This is a genomic window from Halomonas sp., from assembly GCF_033549285.1.
Lineage (GTDB): Bacteria > Pseudomonadota > Gammaproteobacteria > Pseudomonadales > Halomonadaceae > Halomonas.
On the sequence record NZ_JAWSUJ010000003.1, the window covers coordinates 1 to 23,537 of the forward strand.

The following is a 23,537-nucleotide window of genomic DNA, read 5'->3' on the forward strand; positions in this document are numbered from 1 at the left end:
ACCTCTGCAACGAGGTCTATCGCCTACTCGGCGGCTACGGGGCTGAGTGCGCGATTAATTTTGAATAACCACTTAACAACTGTCAGTGGGCTGGCCGTTTCGTGGATAGCCTGCGCTCCAGCCTTGACAACCCTGAAGACGAGTTCGTACTGGTATTGAAAGAACCGATACCCGCTGTTGTGGCTGTCAGCGCCATCCTACGTACCGACCGGAGTGGCCCAGCCCAAGGCTGGCTTGCCAAGATGCGCAGCATTGATGAGCGATTCATAGAGCAGATTGAGCAGCAAACCGGGCAACCGCTTCAGATCATGCCCGCAGGTTCAATTGGAGATAAGCCAGCAAAAGAAACGCTTATCAGAAAGGGATCTCAACTGATAGCAAGACGCCAACTTGAGAGTCCATTGATGGATCAACCACTTGAAATTGTCACGCATATTCCACGCGACAGTTTTCGTGCCAGCTCTGCCACTTTTCGATATGCTGTTGCATGGACAGCAGGGCTTCTGGTTCTAGTTATCGCCCTAGTTCTTCTGCTGCTCGAACGCATGATTCTAGCTCCTCTTCGGCACTTCTCCCGCTTTACACAGAAACTCAATAGCACTCCTTTCGACAAGAACACACCTTGCTCCCTGCTGGAACGCAATGATGAGATAGGTACACTTGCGCGTGAATTTCAGAAGCTATTGGCGCTCCAGAAGCAACAGGCCGACGAACTACTTGACCTCTCGCAACACGACCCTCTGACTGGCGTTGCCAACCGGCGTCTTTTCGATGATCGCTTTGCTCAAGCACTGCAATCACGCGGTCGCCAGCCTGGCACAGCGGCCATGATGATCGATATTGACCACTTCAAACTATACAATGACCACTATGGCCACCAGGAGGGTGATAACTGCTTAATCACTCTGGCTCAGTGTATGGATCAACAGCTAAGATCCTCTGGCTTCCTCCTGGCACGCACCGGGGGAGAAGAGTTCAGCGTACTGCTTCCTAACACAACCTTAGATACCGCGCTAACGTATGGCGACAACCTGCTTGAAGCCATCAATCAGCTGAGAATACCCCATGCCTGCTCCCCAACAAGCAACCAAGTTACAGTTAGTATCGGCGTTGCCGTCCAGCGGCCGGGGCTCATAACGCCAGGCGACATCATGCGTGCCGCTGATCAGGCCCTATACCTGGCCAAAGCCAACGGGCGAAACCAAATACAGGCTTATTACGACCAGCCTTCTATCCAGAACAGCCCCCTGCCCACATAGGCCAAGAGCTTCATGACCCGTCGCCAACTCGTCAGATCCTGTCTTCCACCGCTACTGGCCTTGGCCTGCCTGGGATTGGCGGCCTTCGGCCTGCTCGACGCGGCCATGAATGCGCAGCGCACCGCCCGCGCCGCTCTGCTTCTTCCGGACGGCACCCTGGCTATCGGACTATTCGGCCTCGCCCTGCTATGCCGCCAGCGCGGCCGGCTGGTCGCCAGCCGCTCCGCTTCAGGACTGGTGCTGGTACTGATCCTCTACCGGCTGCTACCCCATGGCGACTGGCAGTTCATGGGATATCCACATACCGAGCTGTTTGGCACTCTGCTGATTGGCCTGGCGGCGATCGGTCTGGCGGCAAGCACCTGGGAAAACCCCGCGCGCCAGCTATCACGGGGCATCGGTGTCGCGCTTCTGATAATGGGAGGCGTGACGTTGCTGCTCGGCTGGCTGCCGGGCAGCATGCCGAGCGTCATCACCTGGCCCGGACACCACCTGGCATCCACGGCGGGAAGCCTGCTGTTGATGGTTGGCGGCCTCGTTCTCTTCCTTCTGGAACGCCCAGCACGCACCGTCAGGCCCTCGTCATTGACCCTTTCCACACAGGTCTCTGCCCTGGCCGGCAGCCTGCTGACCATCGCCGCATGGTACCTGCTCAGCCACCAGCATCTCGCAGCGCAGGTCAGCCGCAGCGAGCAGACTCTGGTCCGAACCCAGGAAGAGGCGCGGGCGGTTCTGACGCGCCACGAACAATTGCTGCAGCGCCAGGCGGAGCGCTGGGCCAGCCTGGGAGCGTTGCCCGACCAGTTATGGCGCCAGGAGTCCGACAGCTACCTGCGCGATATCGCCGCCTTCGAGTTGGTCACAATCCTCGATAGCGAGCTTTCCCCAGTGCGATTCGAGGGCCGTAACGCATCCGTTCTGGCTTGGCTCGAGCGCTATCTCGACGAGGCTGAACGTCGCCAGTGGCTTAGCCACGCAAACCAACCAGAGGGAGAACGCGTCGGGCCGGTGGTTGCCGGCGAAGACGGCCAGCCGCTGACGCTGATGGCGGTGCCACTGGCGATTGCCGACAGCCCAGCGGAATGGTTGGTGGTCGGACTGAACTTCGCCACCCTGATCGGCGAACTAGCCAGCCGAGAGGGTGATTCACTGAACATCCAGTTGCACAAGGGCGACACCCTGCTCTTCCGCTCCCAGCTGGGTGGGTCATCGAAGAGCTCGGTAACCCTCGCCAGCCGCACCGTGTCGCTCGCAGGCGGCAGTGAATGGCAGCTCTCGGCCGAACTGGATGGCCGACAGCTTCGCCATCTGGACCTGCTACCCACCCTGCTGCTGCTGGCAGGCCTGGTGCTGACGCTGGTTGTGATGATGGGCCAGGAGCTGTTCCGGATCGCCGAGCGGCGTCAACGCCGACTCGAAGCAACCCAGCGAGCGACCCGGGAAGCGCTGCAGCAACGCGACCAGTTCTTCACCCTGTCGGCCGATCTGTTCTGCCGCGTCGACCTCACGGGGCGATTCCTGCAGGTCAATCCCGCCTTCGAGCACCAGCTGGGGCTCCCCGCCTCGGAACTGATTGACCAGCCCTACACCCGGCTGGTTCTCGACGAGGATCATCCACGCATCGCCGAGGCCATACAGCAGCTGGCTGAAGGGGGCGAGGTACACGAGCTGGCGGCGCGAATCCGCGACCGGCAGGGCCAAGCCCGCTGGGTCGAGCTCAACGCGGCGCTGGGCCAGGAGCAGGTGATCTACGTGGTGGCCCGCGATATCACGGGGCGTCGCTTGAGCGAGCTGGCGATGCGTCGCCACGAGCACTTCTTCGAGATCGTGGGGCAGACGGCGCTGATTGGCGGCTGGTATGTCGACATGGCGGATGGCCTGCCGATCTGGTCCGACGAAGTGTGCGCCATCCACGACGAGCCTCCTGGCTTCCAGCCAAGCCTGCAACAGGCCCTCGGCTACTACGCGCCCGGCGACAGGGAACGTCTTCAGGCCCTGTTCGAGAGCTGCTGTCAGGACGGCAACCCCTTCGACGAGACGTTCCAGGTCATCACCAACAAGGGACGCCACCTCTGGGTGCGCGTCATCGGCCAGGCGGTCCGCGATGCCGAAGGGCGGATCGTGCAGGCCCAGGGCTCGACTCAAGACATCACCGAGCAGCGCCGCCTCATCGCCGAGGTCACTCGGCTGGCCGAACGCCTGACCACCACCCTGGAGAGCATTACCGACGGCTTCTTCACCCTGAATGACGACTGGCGGTTCACCTACGTCAACCGGGAGGCGGGGCGACTCCTGCAGCGTGAGTCCGAATCTCTGCTCGGCTGCCATATCTGGCAGGAATTTCCGGAGGCCGCTGGTTCCCGCTTCGAGAGCGAATACCGAAAGGCGATCGCCACCGGCCAGGCCACCCACTTCGAGGCGTGCAACCCACGTCTTGACCTGTGGGTGGAGGTGCACGCCTACCCTTCCGAGGAGGGGCTGGCCGTCTACTTCCGCGACATCAACCAGCGCAAGGCCACCGAGCGTCAGCTGCGTATCCTCGAGAGCAGTGTTGCCTCGAGCATCAACGGAGTGGTGATCTGTGATGCCCTCCTGCCCGATATGCCTATCGTCTATGTGAACCCTGCCTTCGAGCGAATCACCGGTTATCCCAGTGAGGAAGCCATCGGCCGCAACTGCCGTTTTCTGCAGGGTGAGAACACCGAGCCTCGAGCCACGCTGGCACTGCGCGAAGGCATCATGAACCAGCGCGACGTCCACATAGTCATCCGCAACTACCGCCGTGACGGCTCCACCTTCTGGAACGACCTCTACATCTCACCGGTACGCGACGAGAGTGGGGTGGTCACCCACTTTATCGGGGTGCAGAACGATATCTCTACCCAGAAGGAGTACCAGTCACGGCTGGCCTACAATGCCAGCCACGACGCCTTGACCGGCCTGCCCAACCGCACCCTACTGGAGGATAGACTGGCCCAGGGCTGCCAGATCGCCAGGCGCTATCAGCGCCATCTGGCGGTGGTCTTCCTGGACCTCGACGGCTTCAAGCCGATCAACGATACCCTGGGCCACGACACCGGCGACCGCATCCTCAAGGAGGTAGCGCAACGTCTGGAGGCGCAGCTGCGTCCCGGCGACAGTGTGGCCCGCTTCGGCGGCGACGAGTTCGTGGTCCTGCTGCCGGACCTCGCCCACGAGGACGACGTCATGCCAGTGGTCGAGCGCCTGCTGGCTCGAGTTTCGGCCCCCTATCACATCGACGGCAACGAGCTGCGCATCACAGCCAGCATCGGCATCACCCTGAGCGATGGCAAGATCGAGCGGCCCATGCAACTGATCCAGCAGGCTGATCTAGCCATGTATAAGGCCAAACACCAGGGCCGCAACACCTCTCAGTGGTATACCGGCGACCTCAATCAGAAAGTCAGCGAACGAGTCTCGCTGCGCAACGCCCTGCAGCGCGCCATCGAGGAGCAGCAATTCGAGCTCTACTATCAGCCGCAGATCCATGGCCCCAGCGGGCTGGTGACCGGACTGGAAGCACTGGTGCGCTGGCATCACCCTGAACGCGGCTTCATCTCGCCGGCCGCCTTCATCGGCCTCGCCGAGGATACCGGCCAGATCATTCCGATCAGCGACTGGGTTCTGGCCACCGCCTGCCGCGATGCGCAGCGGCTCAACGAGATGGACATGGGAGAACTGCGCATGGCCGTCAACGTCTCGCCCATGCAGTTCCTGCGCCCTGGCTTCGTGACCGGCGTGATGCAGGCGCTGGAAGCAAGCCGCCTGTCGCCATCCCTGCTGGAGCTGGAGCTGACCGAAGGGGTGCTGATGGACAGCACCGAGCGAGTGATCGAGACCCTTCAGGAGCTTCGCCGGCACGATATCCGGGTGGCCATCGACGACTTCGGCACCGGTTACTCCAGCCTCAGCTACCTGAAATATCTGCCGATCAGCAAGATCAAGATCGACCGCTCATTCGTTCGCGAGGTGGTCAGCGACCACCGTGATGCCGCCATCATCGAAGGCGTGGTCTCCATGGCCGGCAAGCTGGGACTCGAGCTGGTAGTGGAGGGGGTCGAGACCGAGGCCCAGTATGACTATCTGCTCAAGCAGCGCTGTGAGTCGTTCCAGGGTTACTACTTCGCCCGCCCCATGCCGCTGGAGGACCTGATCCCCTATTTGACGAAACACAGAATCTAGCGGAACTGTGAAGATCGCCCTGAAGTTTTCCCGTCGTCGGCCGATGAGTTTAAGGACACAGAGGAATCGCCAATCACCATCTGGCACAGGAGAGTTGTCGATGTCCGTCATGGAGCGCTTTCATCCGGTACCCAGCACAGAGATCCACCACATCCTTGAGCAGGCACTGAAGCAACTGACCACCCGCGATGAGTCCCTGCTTGTGGACGAGGCCAATGAACGCAGCCTGGCATGCCGGCTCGCCATCTACCTTCAGAGCGCCCTTCCTCAGTGGGACGTGGACTGCGAATACAACTGCTGGCAAACACCGATCCAGCGCAAGGGCCATATGGTGGTCCCCACCACCAGCGATGCCACGGTCGCCCGCACCATCTACCCCGACATCCTGATTCACCATCGCGACAGCAGCGAGCCGCTGGCGGTGATCGAGCTCGGCAAGAGCAGCTACCGGCAGGGTCGTCATCAGGACCTGCGCAAGCTGCGTGGCTGCCACGAGCGCCTGGGCTGTCACTACGCCATCTGGCTGGAGCTCGGAGTGGGTGAGGCATGCGGAGAATTTCGGATCGAGGTAGTGCATTAACCGTCTCGCCCGAGATTTTCTTGACGCAGATCAGAGCAACCTCCACACCGCACCCCGTCAACTAAAGATGCAGCCAACCCGGCCGATAGCCTGGCCAGGCAGGCGACGCACGATCCTTCAAAAAGCTTCCAAACACAGGTCGCCTACTCCCCTGCCCTCGACACATTTGGCAATACCGGAAGGTCCGCATACTCGGGCCGGGAGATCCAGGCATGACACAACTGCTGAACCGAATCCCCATGGGCTGGAAGTTCGTCCTCGCCCTAGCCTTGCCATTGCTGGCAATGACGTGGTTTGCCATCACCGGCATCACCGAACGCAAGGGAATGGCCACCAATATGGCGGAGCTGGAGCAGCTCACCCGGCTCTCCCAGGGCGCCGGCAACCTGATTCACCAGCTGCAGCGCGAGCGCGGCATCTCCTCTGGCTACATCGGCAGCAACGGCGAGACGTTCGGCAATCGCCTGAACAGTCAGCTCCCGGCCACCGACCAGGCTCTTTCGGCCTTTCAGGCCACCTTGACCGAGCTCGACCTTGCCGCGCTCAGCCCGGAGCTGGCGGCCATGGCCGATGACGTCGAAAGCCAACTGGCCGAGACCCATGCGCTGCGGCGCCGCATCGAGACACTGGAGGTCGAAGCCGAAGAAACGGTAGACCACTTCACCGGCCTCAACGCCACCCTGATCGGCATGGTCGGGGAGATGGCACACCTCACCGATGACGCCGAGATATCGCGCCGCCTCGGCGCCTACTACACCCTGCTCAAGGCCAAGGACCTCGCCGGCATCGAGCGCGCGATACTGGCCAACGCCTTCAGCACCAATCTGATGCGCACCCCCACGCACCAGCGCCTGCTGTCGATGCAAGGGCAGGAGGGCGCGCACTTCGAGACCTTCGAGACCCTCGCCAACGCCAGGATGGCCGACAGCCTGAATGCCATCCTCGAGGGCGACATCGTGCAGCGGGTCACCCCCCTGCGCGAAAAAGCCCTGAGCCTGGGCGTCGCCGGCGGCTACAACGTCGACCCGCAGCAGTGGTTCGACTGGCAGAGCGCCAAGATCGACGCGCTCAAGGGCCTCGAGGACGATGTCTCGGCCGACATTCTCGCCTCGGCCAGCGAACTCCGCAGCTCCGCCAACCAGGCCCTTACCGCCTACCTGGTCATAGCCGGCCTGGCCGCCATACTCGCCATCGCGCTCGCACTGCTCATCGTGCGCAGCCTGCTGGGACCGCTCTATCGCAATCTCAAGGATATCCAGACACGTGGCGGTGACCTGACCCGGCGCCTCGAGGTACCCGGCAACGACGAGCTCTCACGCCTCTATGCCGCCTTCAACGACGCCTCCGAGGAGACCGAGACGCTGGTCGGCAACATCCAGCGCAGCGCCCTCTCCGTCGAGGTGGCCAGCGGCGAGATCGCCCAGGGTAACCAGGACCTGGCCCAGCGCACCGAGGAGCAGTCAGCCTCGTTGGTGGAGACCGCTTCGAGCATGGAGCAGATCACCGCCACCGTGCGTAACACTGCCGACAACGCCCGCCAGGCGGAGAGCATGACCGAGGAGATGAGCGAGCAGGCAAGCGAAGCCAGCCAGGTAGCCGGCCGTGCCAGCGACGCCATGCAACAGATCCACACCGCCAACCAGGAGGTGACTAGCATCGTCGAGGCCATCGACAACATCGCCTTCCAGACCAACCTGCTGGCACTGAACGCCTCCGTAGAGGCAGCACGGGCCGGTGAGCATGGTCGCGGTTTCGCGGTGGTCGCCCAGGAAGTTCGCAAGCTGGCCAGCCGCAGCGCCGACGAGGCACAGCAGATCCGCCGCCTGATCGACAACAACGTGGCGCGCATCAACGAAGGTGAGGAGTTGGTCCGCAATACCAGCGCCACTCTCGAAACCATTACCCTCAAGGTGGGGCAGGTTGCAGACCTGGTTCGCGACATGTCCGCCGCTACCGGGGAACAGTCCGCCGGCATCGAACAGATCAACCAGGCGGTGACACAGCTGGAAGAGGTAACCCAGCAGAATGCCGCCCTGGTCGAGCAGGTAGCCGCGGCAAGCCGCTCCCTGGACGACCAGGCCGGCGACATGGCCCAGCTGGTCAGCCGCTTCAAGGTATCCGGCTCGAGTGACATGGGCTGGCAGGCTCCCAGCCAGCAGCACTCCCACCAGGCATCGGAGCAGATGGTCTAGTGACGCCCACAAGGCCGCCGGCGCCTAAAGCGCCGGCGGCTCTGGCCGATAGAAGGGTAACGTAACTCCATATAAGTACCGTCCGCGCCGCTCGGTGCGAACAAGATCATAACAAAGGTTAGTTGCCATGACGTCACCGCTTACCGATGCCACCCTGGCCCTCCTGTTCAACCGGCCAACCCAAGAGTTGACTCCCCATCAGCGACTCGAGAGCGTGATGGAACAGCTCCCTCCTGCGGGAGGTGTCGTATCTGAAGGCGGCAGCGGCGATGACTCGCTTGGCCAAGCCTCGCTGGTGGAGCCTCTGCAGCGAATCAACGAAGCCATGCGAGCCTTCGGGCTGGAGTTTGAGCTGTCGGAAGAGAATCAGCGCCCGATCACGCGGATCGTGGATCGTGACAGCGGTGAAACCATCCGCCAGATTCCCTCGGAAGAGGTGTTGCGGGTGGCGGAGAGGATTGAGGAGCTGAAGGGACGCTTGATTCGCCTGGAGGCGTAACCCCCGGGACGTGCGTCGCAGGGATCATACCTGCATGTTCATGATGTCCTTGTAGGCGGTGACCAGACGATTGCGCACCTGGGTGCCCATCTCGCTGGCGATGCTGGCCTTCTGCATGTCGAGCATGACGTCATTAAGCTCAACTCCTGGCTCGCCTGCCTGAAACGCAGCGGCCGTATCCGCGGACTTGAGCTTCAGATCGTTGATGCGATGGATGGCGTCCTGCAGCTCACCGGCGAACCCGCCACTGCCGACACGGGTATCGACCTGCTGGCCGCTGACAGCCTGGCCCGAGGCCTGGGATGCCAGCGATTGCAACTGGGAAAGGGCCGATTCGATTGCGGGCGCGCTCATTACCACCACCTCATTCATGGGTTCGGAAAGTTACTCGCAAGGCTACCAGCCCAGCCATCTCGACCAAACGGGCAAATGCCCGGCAAAAGAAGGGCTATTCGCTCCTTTAGGGTGGCGCCAAGGCCGGATAATGGCGTTCATCACAGTACCGCTCCGTGCCTGCGAGCGGCTCAATGCGATGAACGGACGCAGCAGATGCCCTCTTTACCCCATTACCGGGTCGTGATGCGCGCCACATCTGGTGCCAAGCCGACCGGAGGCGTTGATGAGTAACGGCGCCTCGGCCACAGAAAGTCAGTCTCGCCAGGATGCGGGTGGTCTGTCGCGCGTGCTCGAACGGCTGCGGGGCAACCCCATGGTGGCACTGCTGATCGCAGGCGCAGCCACGATCGCTATAGTCGTGGCCCTGCTGATGTGGGCACGCAGCCCGGATTATCGCGTGCTCTACAGCAATCTCAGCGAAGCTGACGGCGGTCGCATCATCAGTGAGCTGGACAGTCGCGGTGTCCCCTACCGCTTCAGCCAAGGTGGGCAAGCCCTACTGGTGCCGGACAACCAGGTCCACTCATTGCGCCTGCAGCTTGCCGAGCAAGGCCTGCCCCAGGGCGGCAATGTGGGCCTCGAGCTGATGCAGGACCAGGCATTCGGCATCAGCCAGTTTGCCGAGCAGATCAACTACCAGCGCGGCCTCGAGGGCGAGCTGGCACGCTCAATGGAATCTCTTGGCCCGGTAGAACGTGCACGCGTCCACCTGGCGCTGGCCAAGGACTCGGTTTTCGTGCGTGACCGCGAACCGGCCAAGGCCTCGGTAGTACTCACCCTGCAGCCGGGCCGTACCATCGGCGAAGGACAGGTCAACTCCATCGTGCACATGGTCTCCAGCAGCGTACCCGATCTGGCGGCAGACGCCGTCACGGTCGTGGACCAGAACGGCAAGCTGCTGACAAGGAGCGCCAGTAACGGGCTGGGGCTCGACGGCACACAGCTGGAGTACATCGCCGAAGTCGAGCGCTCCTATCAGAGGCGCATCGAGTCGATCCTGGCACCCATTCTGGGCATGCGTAATGTCAAGGCGCAGGTCACCGCCGATATCGACTTTTCCCAGCGCGAGGAGACGGCCGAGAGGTACGGCCCTAACCAGGACCCCAATGAATCAGCAGTGCGTAGCCACCAGTCACGCCTAACCTGGCGCGGTGACGAGGAGATGGCGGGCGGGATTCCCGGCGCCCTCTCCAATACCCCTCCCGGCATCGCCGCCTCGCCGGTGGAAGCTCCCGCCGAGGAAGGTGAAGGTGATGACGGCGCGAACGATGGCGAAAACGGCAATGCAGATAACGATGCCAGCCTTGATCGTGACCATGTCGTCAACTACGAGGTCGATCGCACCGTCTCCCATGTCCAGTACCGTCGCGGCGAAGTTGAACGGCTTAGCGCCGCCGTGGTGATCAACTTCCGCGAAGCCATCGGTGAAAATGGCGACACCGAGGCAGTGCCGCTCAGTGAGGAGGAGCTGACCCAACTGGAGCGCCTGGTGCGTCAAGCCATGGGCTTTTCAGAGGCGCGCGGTGACGAAATCGCGCTGGTCAACAGCCCCTTCGCCGTGGATGAACGCGAGCGGGAGACGCTGGAGTGGTGGCAGCGCCCCGAGGTCCAGCAGCTAGCCCTTACCCTTGGTCGCTACCTGCTCATCGGCCTGGCGATCCTGCTGCTCTATCTGCTCATCTTGCGGCCCTTCATCAAGCGGGCTACGGCAACGCCTCCCCCGGCAACGCAACAGCCGCCGGCCGCTACGGTCACCACACGCGTCGGTGATGATGACGAACGTGATGACGAACGCGGCCAGGAGGATGACGACGCCTCCACCTATGACAAGCCTCGCCGACGCCGCAAGGCCTCGGCTTATGAACAGAACCTCAACGACCTACGTGAGATGGCCGAGGAGGATCCCCGCATGGTGGCCATGATCGTACGCGGCTGGATGAACCGGAATGAGTAAGCTCCAGGAAATGGGCGGCGTTCGCCGCAGTGCCATCCTGCTACTGGCGTTGGACGAGGACAGCGCGGCGGAGGTCTTCAAGTTCCTCTCCCCGCAGGAAATCCAGCAGATCAGCATGGAGATGGCCAGCCTCGAGCAGGTCTCCCACGATGAGATGCGCAAGGTGCTGCAGGCATTCAGCGATGAGACAGAGGAGTTCATCGCCCTGAATCTCAACTCCAGCGACCATATCCGCTCGGTGCTTACCAAGGCACTGGGCACGGACCGAGCCAGCAGCCTGATCGAGGACGTGCTCGAGACGCGAGGCAGCGGCTCTGGCATCGATGCGCTCAACCTGATGGAGCCGTCGATGGTAGCCGAGCTGATCCGCGACGAGCACCCACAGATCATCGCCACGGTGCTGATCCACCTGGAACGCCACCAGGCAGCCGACGTGATGGCGTTGCTCGACGAGAAGCTGCGCAACGACGTGGTGTTGCGGATCGCCACCTTCAGCGGCGTGCAGCCCGCGGCCCTTCAGGAGCTGACCGAGGTGCTGACCAACATGCTCGACGGCCAGAACCTCAAGCGCAGCAAGATGGGTGGTGCCCGCACTGCAGCCGAGATTCTCAACCTGATGAATACCAGTCAGGAAGAGGCGGCGATCGAGACGGTACGCTCCCACAGCGAGGATCTTGCCCAGAAGATCATCGACGAGATGTTCCTGTTCGAGAACCTCATCGATCTCGACGACCGCAGCATCCAGATCATCCTCAAGGAAATCGATACCAACTCCCTGGTGGTGGCACTCAAGGGGGCACCCGAGGTGCTCATGGACAAGTTCATGCGCAACATGTCCCAGCGTGCGGCCGACCTTATGCGCGAGGATATGGACGCACGTGGTCCGATCCGGGTATCCCAGGTGGAAGCCGAGCAGAAGACGATTCTGCAGGTGGTCCGGCGCCTGGCCGATGCCGGCGAAATCGTGCTGAGCGGTGGAGACGAGACCTATGTCTGACACTTCCCGCTTCGACCCGGGCGGTCAGCAAGGTCCCTGGCAGCGCTGGGAGATGAGCGAGCTGCGCAGCCCTCGCGCAGCCGCGCGCCATGCCGAAGCGGCCAGTGCCGACCCCGGCATCGAGGCGCAACGGCGCGAGCAGTCGCGTCGCCAGGCGGAGCTTCAGGCGCTGCGCGAGCGCGCCATGAAAGAGGGGCGCCAAGACGGCTACCAGGAGGGCCTTGAGCAGGGGCACGCCGAAGGACTGGAGAAAGGCCTCGCGGAAGGCCGACGCCAGGCCCAGGAAGAGCTGGAGGCTCGCAAACGCGAGCTACTCGCTCCTCTGGGCGAGCTGGCACAGCAGTTCTCCGAAGCACTCGACTCTCTGGACGACACCATCGCCGAAGACATGGTTGATCTGGCACTGGAAACGGGTCGACAACTCGCCGGGGAAGCGCTGAAAACCCGGCCGCGCCAGGTGCTCGAGCTGGTACGCACTCTGCTCCACACCGAACCGCCACTGGTAGGCCAGCAGCGACTGTGGCTTCACCCGCTGGACCACAAGCTTGTAGAAAAGCATCTCGGCGAGGAGCTGTCTGCTGCGGGCTGGACGCTGCAACCCGATGACCAGCTCAGCCGCGGGGGCTGCCGGGTGACCAGTGCCAGCGGTGAGCTCGATGCTACATGGGAGACACGCTGGCAAGCGGTCAAGGCGCAGGTACGCCGCCGCCAACCCGTAAGGGAGCCTGGCAGCCAGCCATCTTCTTCTGACCGGGAGGAGAGCCAGCAGTGAACGAAGGCCTCGCCACCAACCCACATCAGGCACGCTGGCAGCAAGCGCTGCGCGGCGTGCGCCGGCGCGTGGCGCCGCTGCCCCCCTGCCGCCCCAGCGGCCGGGTGGTACGCGCGACCGGCCTGGTGATCGAGGTGGTGGGGTTGCAGGTCGCGTTGGGCAACGCCTGTCGCATCGAGCTTCCTTCACTTCCCAGCGAGCCTACCCGCTTCGCCGAGGCCGAAGTCGTCGGCTTCGCCGGCGACCGGCTCTATCTGATGCCGCTGGCGGAGATCAGCGGCCTCTCCCCCGGCGCTCGGGTGCTGCCGCTGGTGGAAGGCAGCCAGAATGCGGCACGCCGGTTTCCGATTGGCGAGAGCCTGCTCGGCCGCGTGGTGGACGGCAATGGTAATCCGTTGGATGACCTCGGACCGCTACAGGAGGCACGCCGTGCGCCGCTTGCCACACCACCGCTGAACCCTCTCTCCCGCGCCCCTATCAATGAGCAGATCGACGTCGGCATCCGCGCCATCAATGCCCTCCTCAGTGTCGGTCGGGGCCAGCGCATGGGGCTGTTTGCCGGCTCCGGTGTCGGTAAATCGGTGCTGCTGGGGATGATGGCGCGCTACACCCGAGCCGATGTCATCGTGGTTGGGCTGATCGGCGAACGCGGCCGGGAGGTCCAGGACTTCATCGACAACATCCTCGGTGAAGAGGGCCTGGCTCGCTCGGTGGTGGTCGCCGCCCCCGCCGACACTTCGCCATTGCAGCGCCTGCAGGGGGCGGCCTATGCCACCCGCCTGGCCGAAGGGTTCCGTGACCAGGGCAAGAACGTGCTGCTGATCATGGATTCGCTTACCCGCTTCGCCATGGCCCAGCGGGAGATTGCCCTGGCCATCGGCGAACCGCCCGCTACCAAGGGGTATCCACCCTCGGTATTCGCTAAATTGCCGAGCCTGGTGGAGCGAGCCGGCAACGCCGCGCCCGGTGGAGGCTCGATTACCGCCTTCTATACGGTGCTTACGGAAGGTGATGATCAGCAGGACCCCATCGCTGACTCCGCTCGGGCCATTCTCGATGGCCATATCGTGCTTTCACGCACGCTCGCCGAGGCGGGACACTACCCGGCCATCGACATCGAAGCATCCATCAGCCGCGCCATGACCGCTATCACCGAGGGCTCACAGCAGCGGCTGGCCCAGCGCTTCAAAGGCATGTTCTCGCGCTATCAGCGCAACCGTGACCTGATCAGTGTCGGGGCCTACCATCCCGGCAATGACCCCCAACTTGATGAAGCCGTACGCCGCTTTCCCCAGCTCGAAGCCTTCCTCCAGCAAGGCATCGATGAGAATGCGAGCGTAGACGCATCCCGACAAGCACTTTCCAGTACGCTCGGAGGTCAGGCATGAGTCAGTCAAATAAGCCACTCGATACCTTGATCGACCTGGCTCGAGACTCTCGCGACCAGGCCGGCCAGGCACTCGCCGGCGAACAACGCAACGCTCAGCAGGTCGCCGAACAACTGGCGGCACTGAGCGGCTACCGGCAGGAGTATGCCGACAAGCTCAATGCTGCCATGCGCGACGGGATCGACCCCGCCACCATGCGCAACTACCAACAGTTCCTCTCCTCCCTCGATGAGGCTCTTGAGCGCGCCCGTCGAGCCGTGGCAGCACAGGAGCAGCGAGTGGACCGTACTCGGCAGCATTGGCAGCAGGAACAGCGAAAACTGAGCTCCTATGACACCCTGGCTGAGCGCCGTGCCAAGGAACAACAGCGCAAGGAGCAGCGGCGTGAACAGAATATCAGCGATGACCTGGTGAACAGTCGTCTGGCCCGCCGCCCCACACGGGGTGAGCGTTGAGCCCCCGAGGAGAATTCCAATGGATATCCAGCAGCTCATGACAATCGCCGCCATACCGGCCAAGGCACCCGCCTGGCGAGGCGGCGATTCCAGCAGTTCGGGGGGCTTCGCCAATGAGCTTGCCCAGGCGGGGATGGGTGGCAAGACCAAGGTGCCCTTCACCCAGGCATCGACCGCCCCTTCCGAGGCCCTGCCTGCGCTTGACGAGGCGGGGCTCGAGGCACTCCGCCGAGCCTTCGGCAGCGGTGACATGAGCGCCCTGCTCGATTGGCTGGGAGAAGCCGGTATGGCACAGGCGCAGACCGAAGAGCTGCTCGCCGGTGCGAAGGCCCTGATGCAGCAACTTGAGAACAATGAAACGACCGTGTTGCCCATCCAGCTCGACCTGGCAGGCCACGACGACGCCCGACAGCCAACCCAGGACGCAGCGGGCGAGACAGACGAGTGGGCTGCGCTGCGCGAACGCCTGTCCCTGATCGACCAGGCCGGTCGGACCGCTGAGAGTGAGCGTGACGAGCAAGTTGCACCGGCCTTAACCACCCTGATGCCCCAGCTGGCACAGGGTGACGGGGCCCGGGAGCTCGACGCCTTGCGTCGCGGTCAGGGCGGCCGCGGCCAATCCCATGCTGAGGCTCCCTCGCGTATCAGCCTGCAGGGCGCAATCCTTGAGGCCATGCAGCGCGGCAGCCAGGCCCAGACTGATGCTTCCTCCCCTGCTCGTCTGTCGAGCGCCGACGCCCTTACCGCCGCCTTCGGCCGTCAGGCTGAAGCAGCACCCAGCGTAATGGGGAACAGTCAAACCGACGCACAACGCGGAGGCCTGCTGGAAGGGCTGTCGACACTGACGGGTAATACCGCTGCGGGAGCCCAGCCGGCCAACGCCTCGGCACAGAGCACCGCCAGCTTGAGCGCCCCGGTAAATAGTCCAGCCTGGCCTCAGCAACTGGGCCAGCAACTGGTGCGCATGAGCCAGAGTGGCGGAGAGCAGCGCGTCGAGCTTCAGCTTCACCCTGCCGAGCTTGGTCCGCTGTCGGTAAGCCTCAAGTTCGGCGACCAAGGGGCGCAGGCACAGTTCCTCTCTGCCCATGCCCAAGTCCGCCAGGTTCTCGAGCAGGCCTTGCCCCAGCTGCGTGAGGCACTGGCCGAGCAAGGCATCGAGCTGGGGGAGGCCACGGTAGGCGAACAGCGCACTGGTGATGGCAAGGGGGGCGAATCCGGCGAGGGTAGTCAGCCGATGATGGCAGGCGGAGCCTTGGGCGAAGGCGTCGACTCGGACCTGGAGGGTGTGTCCGAGATAGCGTCTGGACGCGAGATCAGACTCCACGGTCGGGTCGACCTCTACGCCTGAACCCCAGGCGTTCAAACTATGAAGATGCGCCCGCAAGACGGGCCTGTTCGATTCATCATCATGACCTGATCGGCCGCATACTCTGGCCCAGGCATGACACGACATGATAGGTAAGCGAATGGCGAAATCTGCCGGCGGATCCCGCAAGCTGATGTGGGTGATGATTCTGCTGCTGACGCTCTCCTCCTCGGCGGCGGCAGTGGCCCTGTTCATGGTGTTCGACCAGCGCGACGCTTCAGCAGAGGAGACCTCGGCCACCGTCGAACGCAGTGCGCCAATCTTCCTCTCCATCGAGCCTTTCACCGTCAATGTCGCGGATGACGACTACGGCTCGCGGTTGCTCTATACCGGTATCACATTGAAGCTCGGCGACGAAGAGTCCGGCGAACTGCTCGAGGAGTATATGCCTCAGGTACGCAGCCGGCTGCTGACGCTGTTCTCAGGGCAGCAGGCCAGTGCGCTGACCTCTTCAGAGGACAAGCAGCGGCTGGCTAAGGACATCATCGACGTGCTGGAGACGCCACTGGAAACCAACCAGGCGCCTCTGGCTATCGAAGACGTACTGTTCACCGAGTTCATCGTTCAGTAGTCGGGCAGGAGACCCCCGAGACGCCATGTCCCAAGACGACCTGCTATCACAGGAAGAAATTGACGCCCTGCTCAAGGGCGTCAGTGGCGATGACGAGCCCGAAGCCAAAAGCGATGGTTCCTCTCGAATCCGTCCGTATGATCCGGCCTCGCAGCATCGGATCATCCGCGAGCGTCTGCATGCCCTGGATATCATCAACGAGCGCTTTGCCCGCCACTTCCGCATGGCATTGTTCAACCTGATCCGGCGAAGCGCCGATATCACCGTGGACTCGGTGCGCTATCAGAGCTACAGCGAGTTCTCACGCAATGTCCCGGTGCCAACCAATATCAACCTTATCGCCATGAAGCCGCTGCGCGGCTCGGCGCTGATCGTCTTCCCACCCAGCCTGGTATTCATGGTGGTAGACAACCTGTTCGGAGGTGATGGTCGCTTCGTCACCAAGTCAGAAGGGCGCGAGTTCACCAATACCGAGCAGCGCATTATCCAGCGCCTGCTTCAGCTGGCCATCGATGCCTATAGCGAATCCTGGAAGTCGGTCTACCCACTGGAGATCTCGTATCTGCGCAGCGAGATGCAGTCGAAGTTCGCCAACATTACCAACTCGCCCAATGAGATCGTGGTCAACACCAGCTTCAACCTTGAGGTGGGCAACCTAGCGAGCAACTTCCAGATCTGCATGCCCTACTCGATGATCGAGCCACTGCGTGACCTGTTGACCAACCCGCTCAGCGACGGCAATCACAGCCAGGATGGCGCCTGGACACGTCGCATCGCCGGCGAGATCCGTCACTCAGAGGTGGAGCTGGTAGCCAAGTTTGCCGAGATTCCCAGTCGCATCTCCCACGTCATGTCGATGAAGGCAGGAGACGTGCTGCCGCTGGAGCTGCCTGACAAGGTCACCGCCAGCGTTGACGGTGTACCAGTGATGGAGTGCGAATACGGCAGTCAGCATGAGCAGCGGGCACTGCGCGTGCTGCGGGTATTCGACCATGCCGGCGACCATGCACCTGCCGATACTTTCATCAAGGGATCCTCACCGCGGGGTGCCGCACAGAAAGCTAAGGAATCGAATCATGACTGATCCCAACAAGCCCGATCAGAACATCAGCGAAGATGACTGGGCCGCCGCCATGTCAGAGCAGGAGAGCGACACTCAGCCTGGTGCAGATGATGACCCTTGGGCCGAAGCCCTCGCGGAACAGCAGGCGGTTGAAGCCTCCGAGCAGGAGTCCAAGACGCCTGACGATCCGGAGCCCGAGGCCCGCTCTGCCAGCGGCAGCGTGTTTCGCCCGCTGGAGCAGACCCAAGGCACGACCGAAGCCCGCGACCTCGAGATGATCATGGACATCCCGGTGAAACTCACCGTGGAGCTGGGCCGCACCAAGCTGACCATCAAGCAGCTGCTGGAGCTAGCCCAGGGTTCGGTGATTGAGCTCGATGAACTGGCCGGTGAGCCCATGGACATCCTGATCAACGGCTACCTGATCGCCCAGGGTGAGGTGGTCGTAGTCGAGGACAAGTACGGCATCCGTATTACCGAGATCATCACCCCCTCCGAGCGAGTGCAGAAGCTGAACAGATGAGTGAGAACAGTGGCGAACAGGCACAGGCCGGCATCGAGGCCGCGGCCGCCGGCGGCGAATCGCTGCTCGGGCTAGCCATGCTGGGCAAGACGGCCGCCGCACTGGGCCTGATCCTGGCCATCCTGTTCCTCGCGGCAGCGGCACTGCGCCGCTGGGGCCCCTATCAGCGTCGCCGTGGCGGCCAGCTCAAGGTCATCGACAGCACCATGGTCGGCCCCAAGGAGCGAATCTCCATCGTCCAGATCAAGGACACCTGGCTGGTGCTCGGCATCGGTAACGGTCGTGTTGACATGCTGCACAGCATGCCCGCCGATCCGGACACTGCCACTGGTGCACGCGATACGCAGTCCCCTCCCCTATTCGAGGCTGGAGACAGCTTCGGCACGCGGTTTGCCAAGGCACTGAAGCGCAATGCAGGAATGGATGGCAGGAGAGGCTCGTGATCACGCGCGACCCCGTGAAATGGCTTGCCTTGCTGCTGCTTGCCGCCGGCCTGCTGATGCCGAGCCTGGCCATGGCCCAGGAAATCCCCGGCATTGTGAGCCAGCCCACGGAAGACGGTGGGCAGCGCTGGTCGCTATCCCTGCAAACCTTGCTGCTGCTCAGCTCGCTGGCCTTCTTGCCGGCAGTACTGCTGATGATGACCAGCTTTACCCGCATCATTATCGTACTGAGCCTGCTGCGCACCGCCATGGGTACCCAGGCCACCCCCCCAAACCAGATCCTGCTCGGTCTGGCGCTGTTCCTCACCTTCTTCATCATGGCGCCGGTATTCGACCAGGTCTACGAGCTGGCCTGGGTGCCGCTAAGCAATGACGAGATTGGATTCAGCAGGTTCCTGGAGCTGGCTCAGGGGCCCTTCAGAGAGTTCATGCTGGCCCAGACTCGTGAGCCCGACCTGGCAATGTTTGCTCGCCTGGCTGATGTCGGCGAGCTGCAGGGCCCCGAGGATGTACCACTGCGCATCCTGGTGCCCTCCTTCGTTACCAGCGAACTGAAGACGGCCTTCCAGATCGGTTTCACCATCTTCATACCGTTTCTGATCATCGACCTGGTAGTCGCCAGTACCTTGATGTCGCTGGGCATGATGATGGTGCCGCCGATAACGATCTCACTACCGTTCAAGCTGATGCTGTTCGTGTTGGTAGATGGCTGGCAGCTGATCCTCGGCTCACTGGCCGAGAGCTTCTACCTCTAGCCATCATCACGTCTTAGCATTGCACACTCACCATCGCTCAGGGAGCCTCTCGTGACACCGGAAATGGTGATGAACCTTGCCTATCAGGGGATGCGCGTCACGCTGCTGCTGGCGGCACCCCTGCTGCTGGCGGCACTGGCAACCGGTCTGCTGGTGAGCTTGTTCCAGGCTGCTACCCAGATCAACGAGATGACGCTGTCGTTCATTCCCAAGATCCTGGCGGTATTCGCGGTCCTGGTTCTGGCGGGCCCCTGGCTGCTCAAGCTGATCACCACCTTCACGCGGGAGCTGTTCACCAATATCCCCGCGATGTTGATGTAGCCCTATGGTGGAGGTGACCTTCGCGCAGCTGCATGGCTGGCTGGTGGCCTTCTTCTGGCCCTTTACAAGGATCACCGCCCTGATGCTGAGCGCGCCACTCTGGGGGCACTCCAGCGTGCCTCGCCAGGCCAAGATCGCCGCCGCCGGTGCGATCGCGGTGGTGATAGCCCCCGTGCTCCCCCCCATGCCGGATATTCCGCTGTATTCCTGGGCAGGCCTGGGCATTCTGGTCGAACAGATGTTGATCGGCGCCGCCATCGGGCTCACGGTGCGCATCATCGTCTCGGTGGTGCAGGCCTCAGGGGAGTTTATCGGCCTGCAGATGGGTCTGGCCTTTGCCACCTTTTTCGACCCCTCTAGCGGCACCAACATGATGGTGCTGTCACGAATACTCTACATGATCACCCTGCTGATGTTTCTGGCCTTCAATGCCCACCTGATGGTGCTGGAAATCCTGGTGATGAGCTTCGAGACGCTGCCAATCGGTATTGGGCGCTTCAATCCCGATGCCTTTATCATGCTGGCCCGCTACGGTGGCACCATCTTCTCCGTCGGCATGCTCATGGCATTGCCACTGGTCGCCTCGCTTTTGATCATCAACCTGGCGCTGGGCATCCTCAACCGTTCTGCTCCCCAGCTGACGGTATTCAACATCGGCTTTCCCGCCTCGCTCACCGTGGGCCTGGTATTGCTGATGGTACTGATGATCGATCTGGGCAGCTTCCTGGAGCGCCACTTCGCAAACGGTCTTAGATTCCTTCAGGGACTATTGGAGATGATGGCGCCACTCCCGCCGCCCTGAACGCGAAGCCAAAAAAACCGCTTCGGCCGGGGCATGGCACCGAAGCGGGACAAGGACCATGGCGCACAGGGATTTGCCATGGCCGACAGGGAACGGGCCTCAGAGATAATTGAACAGCGACATGCCCTTCATATCGGCAAAGGCCTTCTGGGAGGCCTGCAGGCCCACCTGGCGCAGGCTGTAGTCGCCGATCGCCTCGGCGTAGTCCAGATCGACGAGGTCGGAGAGGGTCTGCTCGTAGTTGAGCATGCGGTTACCACCCACACTGTCGACCACGTCCAACTCGTTGAGACGGGCACCGACGGAGGCACGCTTAGTCAATACGTTGTCGAGGCTGTTATCGAACTCGCGCATCACGGTATTCAGTGTGTTGCGCAGCGCCGCCTTCTTGGCACCGGTCTCGGCGGGATTCTCCAGCACCGCCAGGGCCTTCTCGAAGCTTTCGAAGAGATTGGTGTTGCCCTGGTCGGCCGGGTTGACCGCGATGGTGTCATCGCCATCAGCACCAGGCTCGCCCTTGAGTTCCAGCGCCAGACCGCCGAATTCCACCCTGGTGACACCGTCCTTCTTCACGACATCGGAAGTGACCGTGTCACCGTTGCCATCAGTAACCGTGACATCACCGCTTTCATTGATAGCCACAGAGTAGGCGACACCCTGGGAAGCCAGGTCGGCATCGATCACCTGAGGGCCGGAAAAGGTGATGCCACCGCCGTTGCCAGCACCCGCCTCGGCCACATAGCCGGCTCCGCTGGGCACGCTGTCGAAGATCGACAAGCCACTCTCCGCCACCTTCATCTTCCGTGAGGCGTCGATGCGCTGCTCGCGCCCCTTGTCGTCACCGACATACTCGATGAAGGTCTCGTCACCCACCGTCTTGCGCACAAAGGGTTCGGTACTGTCCTGATAGCCCCCGAAGAGGTGCCGGCCGTTTCCGTCGGTGGCGTTGGCCTGGCCGATCACCGTCTCGTAGATACCGCGCAGCTCACTGGCCACGGATTCACGATCGGCATCGCTCAGTGTATCGCTGGAGGCCTGCACCATCAGCGTCTTGGCGCTGGTGATGGCATCGCCGATGCTGTTGAGCACGCTCTCGGTCTGGGCCAGGGAGTTACGCGCGCTGACTCGGGAGTCGGCGAACTGCTGGGTCACCGCGCGGGCCTGATCAACGCCCACCGCCCGCGAGGCGGCCTGGGGGTCATCTGAGGGATTGACCACACGGCGACCACTGGCAATCTGCTGGCTGACCTTGAGAAAGTCGTTCTGCTGACGGTTCATGGACGAGATGCTCTGCTCGTACATGGTAACGCTGCTGACTCGCATCGTATTCTCTCTCCGGATCAGTTACGCAGGCCAAGGATGGTGTCGAGTATGGTTGTGCCAGTATCGATGACGCGGGCGTTGGCCTGGTAGAACTGCTGGTAGCGGATCAGGTTCGCCGCTTCCTCGTCCAGGTTGACGCCGGACTCCGACTGCTGCACTGCTTCCAGCTGCTTGGTCAGCCCCTGCTGGGCATCGAGGTTGGCCTGGACGATATTGGTGCGGTTGCCCACGTCGCTGACCATGGCACCGTAGGCACCACTGAAGGAAGCACTCCCGCCCACCGTCAGCTTGTCCTGCAGTGCCTGCATCTCCAGGGCGTTCACGTTATTCCCGGTGCCGAAATCGGCATTGCCGGACGCCGCGATCTTGTCCAGATCATCGATTGCGGTTTTCATCTCGGCCGCTGCGCGACGTAACGGCTGCACCTCGAAACGATCGCCGGCCTGAGCACCAGACAGATTCGTAAACTCGAGGTTGATGCCGCCGAAACTCAAGGTGTTGGTGTCGTTATCGAAGGTGGTGTCCACGACTTCACCACTCCCCTTGCGAACCACCTCGAAATCACCCTCTCCTGGTGGAGTGGCGGTTAACCGCACCTCATAGTCAGTAGCTCTTAGCTTATTTAGCTGGGCCTCGTCGAAGCTGGCCGTTGCCGTGGCCCCGGGATCAGCATTGCCGGCATACGAATAGACTTGAGGCTCACCGATACGGAACAGGTCACCACCCTGCTCGCCGTCAAGGTCGGCACCCAAGGCATGCTGGGCATTAAGCTCACCGGCGAAGGAAACCGCTAATTGACCGATCTGATTCTGGGTCTTGTCGAGGGTCTCGCTGCGAAAGTCCATCAAACCGCCCAGGGTGCCACCGGTCAAAGTATCCTCATCCAGCGCCACTAGATCATTGTTGGAGTCGCGGTAGCCCAACACGGTGCGCTCGGGGTCATTAGGCGCCTTCATCGCTTCGAGGCTGTAATGCTGGGTGCCAGCGACCAGTGGCTGGCCGTTGGGCAGGCTGATGTTGTAGGTCTTGCCGTCCTGGATATTTAGCCGTATATCCATGCGCTCGTTAAGCTCATGGACCATGTGATCGCGCTGGTTGAGTAGACTATTGGGTGCTTCACCGCTGCGCGCCCGGGCCAGCGCGATCTCGCGGTTGATATCGGCCAGCTGCTCGGTGGCATTATTGACCTGGGTGACCTCATCGGCTATTTGGCCGTTGATGCCTTCTTGCATATCCTGCAAGTAACCGTCGAAGGAGCGAAACTGGGCCGTCAGGGTATCGGCTGCGCCCAAAACACCCTGGCGAGCGGCGGGATCCGAAGGCGCGCTTGCCAGGTCCTCCATGGCAGAGAAGAAATTCTGCATCAGCGGTGCCAGACCTGCATCTCGATCCGCCAGTAAACTGTCGATCTGCTCCACCTGCTGGTTATACGACTCCAGCGCGCTGGACTTGCTGGTTGCGGCGTTGAGCTGTGAAGCCACGTACTGGTTGAACTGGCGCTGTATGTCGTTGACCTGCACGCCGCCACCAGCACGGCCTTCGCCGAGCTGGGTTACCTCGCGGTTGTACCCCGGGGTATAGACGTTGCTGATGTTGTTGCTGGTACTGTTGAGGGCGCTCTGGGCGGCATTCAGGCCGCTGAGCCCGGTCGAGAAGATACTCATGAGGGGATTCC

Annotated in this window: 21 protein-coding genes; 18 read left to right on the plus strand and 3 right to left on the minus strand. The window is 62.3% G+C overall.

All coding sequences use genetic code 11. The features are described 5' to 3' along the window. The first annotated feature begins 101 nt into the window (after nt 1-101). The 5 genes from SCI24_RS01240 to SCI24_RS01260 all read left to right on the plus strand — a co-directional run bounded on the left by SCI24_RS01240 (nt 102) and on the right by SCI24_RS01260 (nt 8,733). Nucleotides 102-1,259: a diguanylate cyclase domain-containing protein gene (locus tag SCI24_RS01240; protein ID WP_318723568.1), complete on the plus strand. Its 1,158-nt coding sequence runs from the start codon at nt 102-104 to the stop codon at nt 1,257-1,259. Nucleotides 1,260-1,271: 12 nt separating this feature from the next. Further along, the gene (locus SCI24_RS01245) at nt 1,272-5,462 is read left to right on the plus strand and encodes an EAL domain-containing protein (RefSeq protein WP_318723569.1); all 4,191 of its coding nucleotides are present in this window, start codon (nt 1,272-1,274) and stop codon (nt 5,460-5,462) included. 100 nt (nt 5,463-5,562) lie between these two features. After that, on the plus strand, nt 5,563-6,042 hold the full coding sequence (locus tag SCI24_RS01250; RefSeq protein WP_318723570.1) for a hypothetical protein: 480 nt from the start codon (nt 5,563-5,565) through the stop codon (nt 6,040-6,042). Nucleotides 6,043-6,254: 212 nt separating this feature from the next. Continuing rightward, on the plus strand, nt 6,255-8,234 hold the full coding sequence (locus SCI24_RS01255) for a methyl-accepting chemotaxis protein (protein ID WP_318723571.1): 1,980 nt from the start codon (nt 6,255-6,257) through the stop codon (nt 8,232-8,234). A gap of 127 nt (nt 8,235-8,361) precedes the next feature. Next, nucleotides 8,362-8,733, plus strand: a complete 372-nt coding sequence (locus tag SCI24_RS01260; RefSeq protein WP_318723573.1) for a flagellar protein FlaG — start codon at nt 8,362-8,364, stop codon at nt 8,731-8,733. A 24-nt stretch (nt 8,734-8,757) separates the two neighbouring features. Here SCI24_RS01260 and fliE read toward each other — a convergent pair whose 3' ends face one another. Continuing rightward, on the minus strand, nt 8,758-9,087 hold the full coding sequence (fliE, locus tag SCI24_RS01265) for a flagellar hook-basal body complex protein FliE (protein WP_318723574.1): 330 nt from the start codon (nt 9,085-9,087) through the stop codon (nt 8,758-8,760). A 265-nt stretch (nt 9,088-9,352) separates the two neighbouring features. Between fliE and fliF the strand changes: the two genes are divergently transcribed. The 13 genes from fliF (at nt 9,353) to fliR (ending at nt 20,539) form a co-directional block, all read left to right on the plus strand. Then, entirely contained in the window at nt 9,353-11,083 is a 1,731-nt protein-coding gene (fliF, locus tag SCI24_RS01270) for a flagellar basal-body MS-ring/collar protein FliF (RefSeq protein WP_318723575.1), read from the plus strand. Further along, complete coding sequence (fliG, locus tag SCI24_RS01275) at nt 11,076-12,080, plus strand: flagellar motor switch protein FliG (protein ID WP_232911390.1); 1,005 nt, start codon at nt 11,076-11,078, stop codon at nt 12,078-12,080. The genes fliF and fliG overlap by 8 nt, the downstream gene beginning before the upstream one ends. Beyond that, on the plus strand, nt 12,073-12,852 hold the full coding sequence (gene fliH, locus SCI24_RS01280; RefSeq protein ID WP_318723576.1) for a flagellar assembly protein FliH: 780 nt from the start codon (nt 12,073-12,075) through the stop codon (nt 12,850-12,852). Before fliG ends, fliH begins: the two co-directional genes overlap by 8 nt. Continuing rightward, nucleotides 12,849-14,240, plus strand: a complete 1,392-nt coding sequence (gene fliI, locus SCI24_RS01285) for a flagellar protein export ATPase FliI (protein ID WP_318723577.1) — start codon at nt 12,849-12,851, stop codon at nt 14,238-14,240. Before fliH ends, fliI begins: the two co-directional genes overlap by 4 nt. Next, nucleotides 14,237-14,695, plus strand: a complete 459-nt coding sequence (fliJ, locus tag SCI24_RS01290; protein ID WP_318723578.1) for a flagellar export protein FliJ — start codon at nt 14,237-14,239, stop codon at nt 14,693-14,695. Before fliI ends, fliJ begins: the two co-directional genes overlap by 4 nt. Nucleotides 14,696-14,714: 19 nt before the next feature. Beyond that, nucleotides 14,715-16,043: a flagellar hook-length control protein FliK gene (locus tag SCI24_RS01295; protein ID WP_318723579.1), complete on the plus strand. Its 1,329-nt coding sequence runs from the start codon at nt 14,715-14,717 to the stop codon at nt 16,041-16,043. Between the two features lie 118 nt (nt 16,044-16,161). Further along, entirely contained in the window at nt 16,162-16,632 is a 471-nt protein-coding gene (gene fliL / locus SCI24_RS01300) for a flagellar basal body-associated protein FliL (RefSeq protein ID WP_318723580.1), read from the plus strand. 25 nt (nt 16,633-16,657) lie between these two features. Further along, nucleotides 16,658-17,716 carry a flagellar motor switch protein FliM gene (gene fliM / locus SCI24_RS01305; protein WP_318723581.1) on the plus strand — a complete coding sequence of 353 codons (1,059 nt, stop codon included), beginning with the start codon at nt 16,658-16,660 and terminating at the stop codon, nt 17,714-17,716. Next, nucleotides 17,709-18,218 (plus strand): flagellar motor switch protein FliN, encoded by a 510-nt coding sequence (gene fliN, locus SCI24_RS01310; protein WP_318723582.1) that lies wholly within the window; start codon nt 17,709-17,711, stop codon nt 18,216-18,218. Before fliM ends, fliN begins: the two co-directional genes overlap by 8 nt. Further along, nucleotides 18,215-18,661 carry a flagellar biosynthetic protein FliO gene (fliO, locus tag SCI24_RS01315; RefSeq protein ID WP_318723583.1) on the plus strand — a complete coding sequence of 149 codons (447 nt, stop codon included), beginning with the start codon at nt 18,215-18,217 and terminating at the stop codon, nt 18,659-18,661. Before fliN ends, fliO begins: the two co-directional genes overlap by 4 nt. A gap of 56 nt (nt 18,662-18,717) precedes the next feature. After that, nucleotides 18,718-19,416 carry a flagellar type III secretion system pore protein FliP gene (gene fliP / locus SCI24_RS01320; protein WP_318723635.1) on the plus strand — a complete coding sequence of 233 codons (699 nt, stop codon included), beginning with the start codon at nt 18,718-18,720 and terminating at the stop codon, nt 19,414-19,416. A 51-nt stretch (nt 19,417-19,467) separates the two neighbouring features. Further along, nucleotides 19,468-19,737: a flagellar biosynthesis protein FliQ gene (fliQ, locus tag SCI24_RS01325; RefSeq protein ID WP_232911406.1), complete on the plus strand. Its 270-nt coding sequence runs from the start codon at nt 19,468-19,470 to the stop codon at nt 19,735-19,737. 4 nt (nt 19,738-19,741) lie between these two features. Next, the gene (gene fliR, locus SCI24_RS01330) at nt 19,742-20,539 is read left to right on the plus strand and encodes a flagellar biosynthetic protein FliR (RefSeq protein WP_318723584.1); all 798 of its coding nucleotides are present in this window, start codon (nt 19,742-19,744) and stop codon (nt 20,537-20,539) included. 99 nt (nt 20,540-20,638) lie between these two features. Here fliR and flgL read toward each other — a convergent pair whose 3' ends face one another. Both flgL and flgK read right to left on the minus strand, forming a co-directional pair. Continuing rightward, on the minus strand, nt 20,639-21,862 hold the full coding sequence (gene flgL, locus SCI24_RS01335) for a flagellar hook-associated protein FlgL (protein WP_318723585.1): 1,224 nt from the start codon (nt 21,860-21,862) through the stop codon (nt 20,639-20,641). A 17-nt stretch (nt 21,863-21,879) separates the two neighbouring features. After that, nucleotides 21,880-23,526 carry a flagellar hook-associated protein FlgK gene (gene flgK / locus SCI24_RS01340; protein WP_318723587.1) on the minus strand — a complete coding sequence of 549 codons (1,647 nt, stop codon included), beginning with the start codon at nt 23,524-23,526 and terminating at the stop codon, nt 21,880-21,882. Nucleotides 23,527-23,537 lie beyond the last annotated feature (11 nt).

Excerpts from the sequence above, each read along its gene's own strand:
- flgK (WP_318723587.1), bottom strand. The coding sequence starts at position 23,526 with ATGAGTATCTTCTCGACCGGGCTCAGCGGCCTGAATGCCGCCCAGAGC.
- fliR (WP_318723584.1), top strand. The coding sequence starts at position 19,742 with ATGGTGGAGGTGACCTTCGCGCAGCTGCATGGCTGGCTGGTGGCCTTC.
- SCI24_RS01295 (WP_318723579.1), top strand. The coding sequence starts at position 14,715 with ATGGATATCCAGCAGCTCATGACAATCGCCGCCATACCGGCCAAGGCA.
- fliO (WP_318723583.1), top strand. The coding sequence starts at position 18,215 with ATGAGTGAGAACAGTGGCGAACAGGCACAGGCCGGCATCGAGGCCGCG.
- SCI24_RS01250 (WP_318723570.1), top strand. The coding sequence starts at position 5,563 with ATGTCCGTCATGGAGCGCTTTCATCCGGTACCCAGCACAGAGATCCAC.
- fliJ (WP_318723578.1), top strand. The coding sequence starts at position 14,237 with ATGAGTCAGTCAAATAAGCCACTCGATACCTTGATCGACCTGGCTCGA.
- fliM (WP_318723581.1), top strand. The coding sequence starts at position 16,658 with ATGTCCCAAGACGACCTGCTATCACAGGAAGAAATTGACGCCCTGCTC.
- SCI24_RS01245 (WP_318723569.1), top strand. The coding sequence starts at position 1,272 with ATGACCCGTCGCCAACTCGTCAGATCCTGTCTTCCACCGCTACTGGCC.
- SCI24_RS01255 (WP_318723571.1), top strand. The coding sequence starts at position 6,255 with ATGACACAACTGCTGAACCGAATCCCCATGGGCTGGAAGTTCGTCCTC.
- fliL (WP_318723580.1), top strand. The coding sequence starts at position 16,162 with ATGGCGAAATCTGCCGGCGGATCCCGCAAGCTGATGTGGGTGATGATT.
- fliG (WP_232911390.1), top strand. The coding sequence starts at position 11,076 with ATGAGTAAGCTCCAGGAAATGGGCGGCGTTCGCCGCAGTGCCATCCTG.
- flgL (WP_318723585.1), bottom strand. The coding sequence starts at position 21,862 with ATGCGAGTCAGCAGCGTTACCATGTACGAGCAGAGCATCTCGTCCATG.
- fliH (WP_318723576.1), top strand. The coding sequence starts at position 12,073 with ATGTCTGACACTTCCCGCTTCGACCCGGGCGGTCAGCAAGGTCCCTGG.
- SCI24_RS01260 (WP_318723573.1), top strand. The coding sequence starts at position 8,362 with ATGACGTCACCGCTTACCGATGCCACCCTGGCCCTCCTGTTCAACCGG.
- fliN (WP_318723582.1), top strand. The coding sequence starts at position 17,709 with ATGACTGATCCCAACAAGCCCGATCAGAACATCAGCGAAGATGACTGG.
- fliF (WP_318723575.1), top strand. The coding sequence starts at position 9,353 with ATGAGTAACGGCGCCTCGGCCACAGAAAGTCAGTCTCGCCAGGATGCG.
- fliP (WP_318723635.1), top strand. The coding sequence starts at position 18,718 with ATGCCGAGCCTGGCCATGGCCCAGGAAATCCCCGGCATTGTGAGCCAG.
- fliE (WP_318723574.1), bottom strand. The coding sequence starts at position 9,087 with ATGAGCGCGCCCGCAATCGAATCGGCCCTTTCCCAGTTGCAATCGCTG.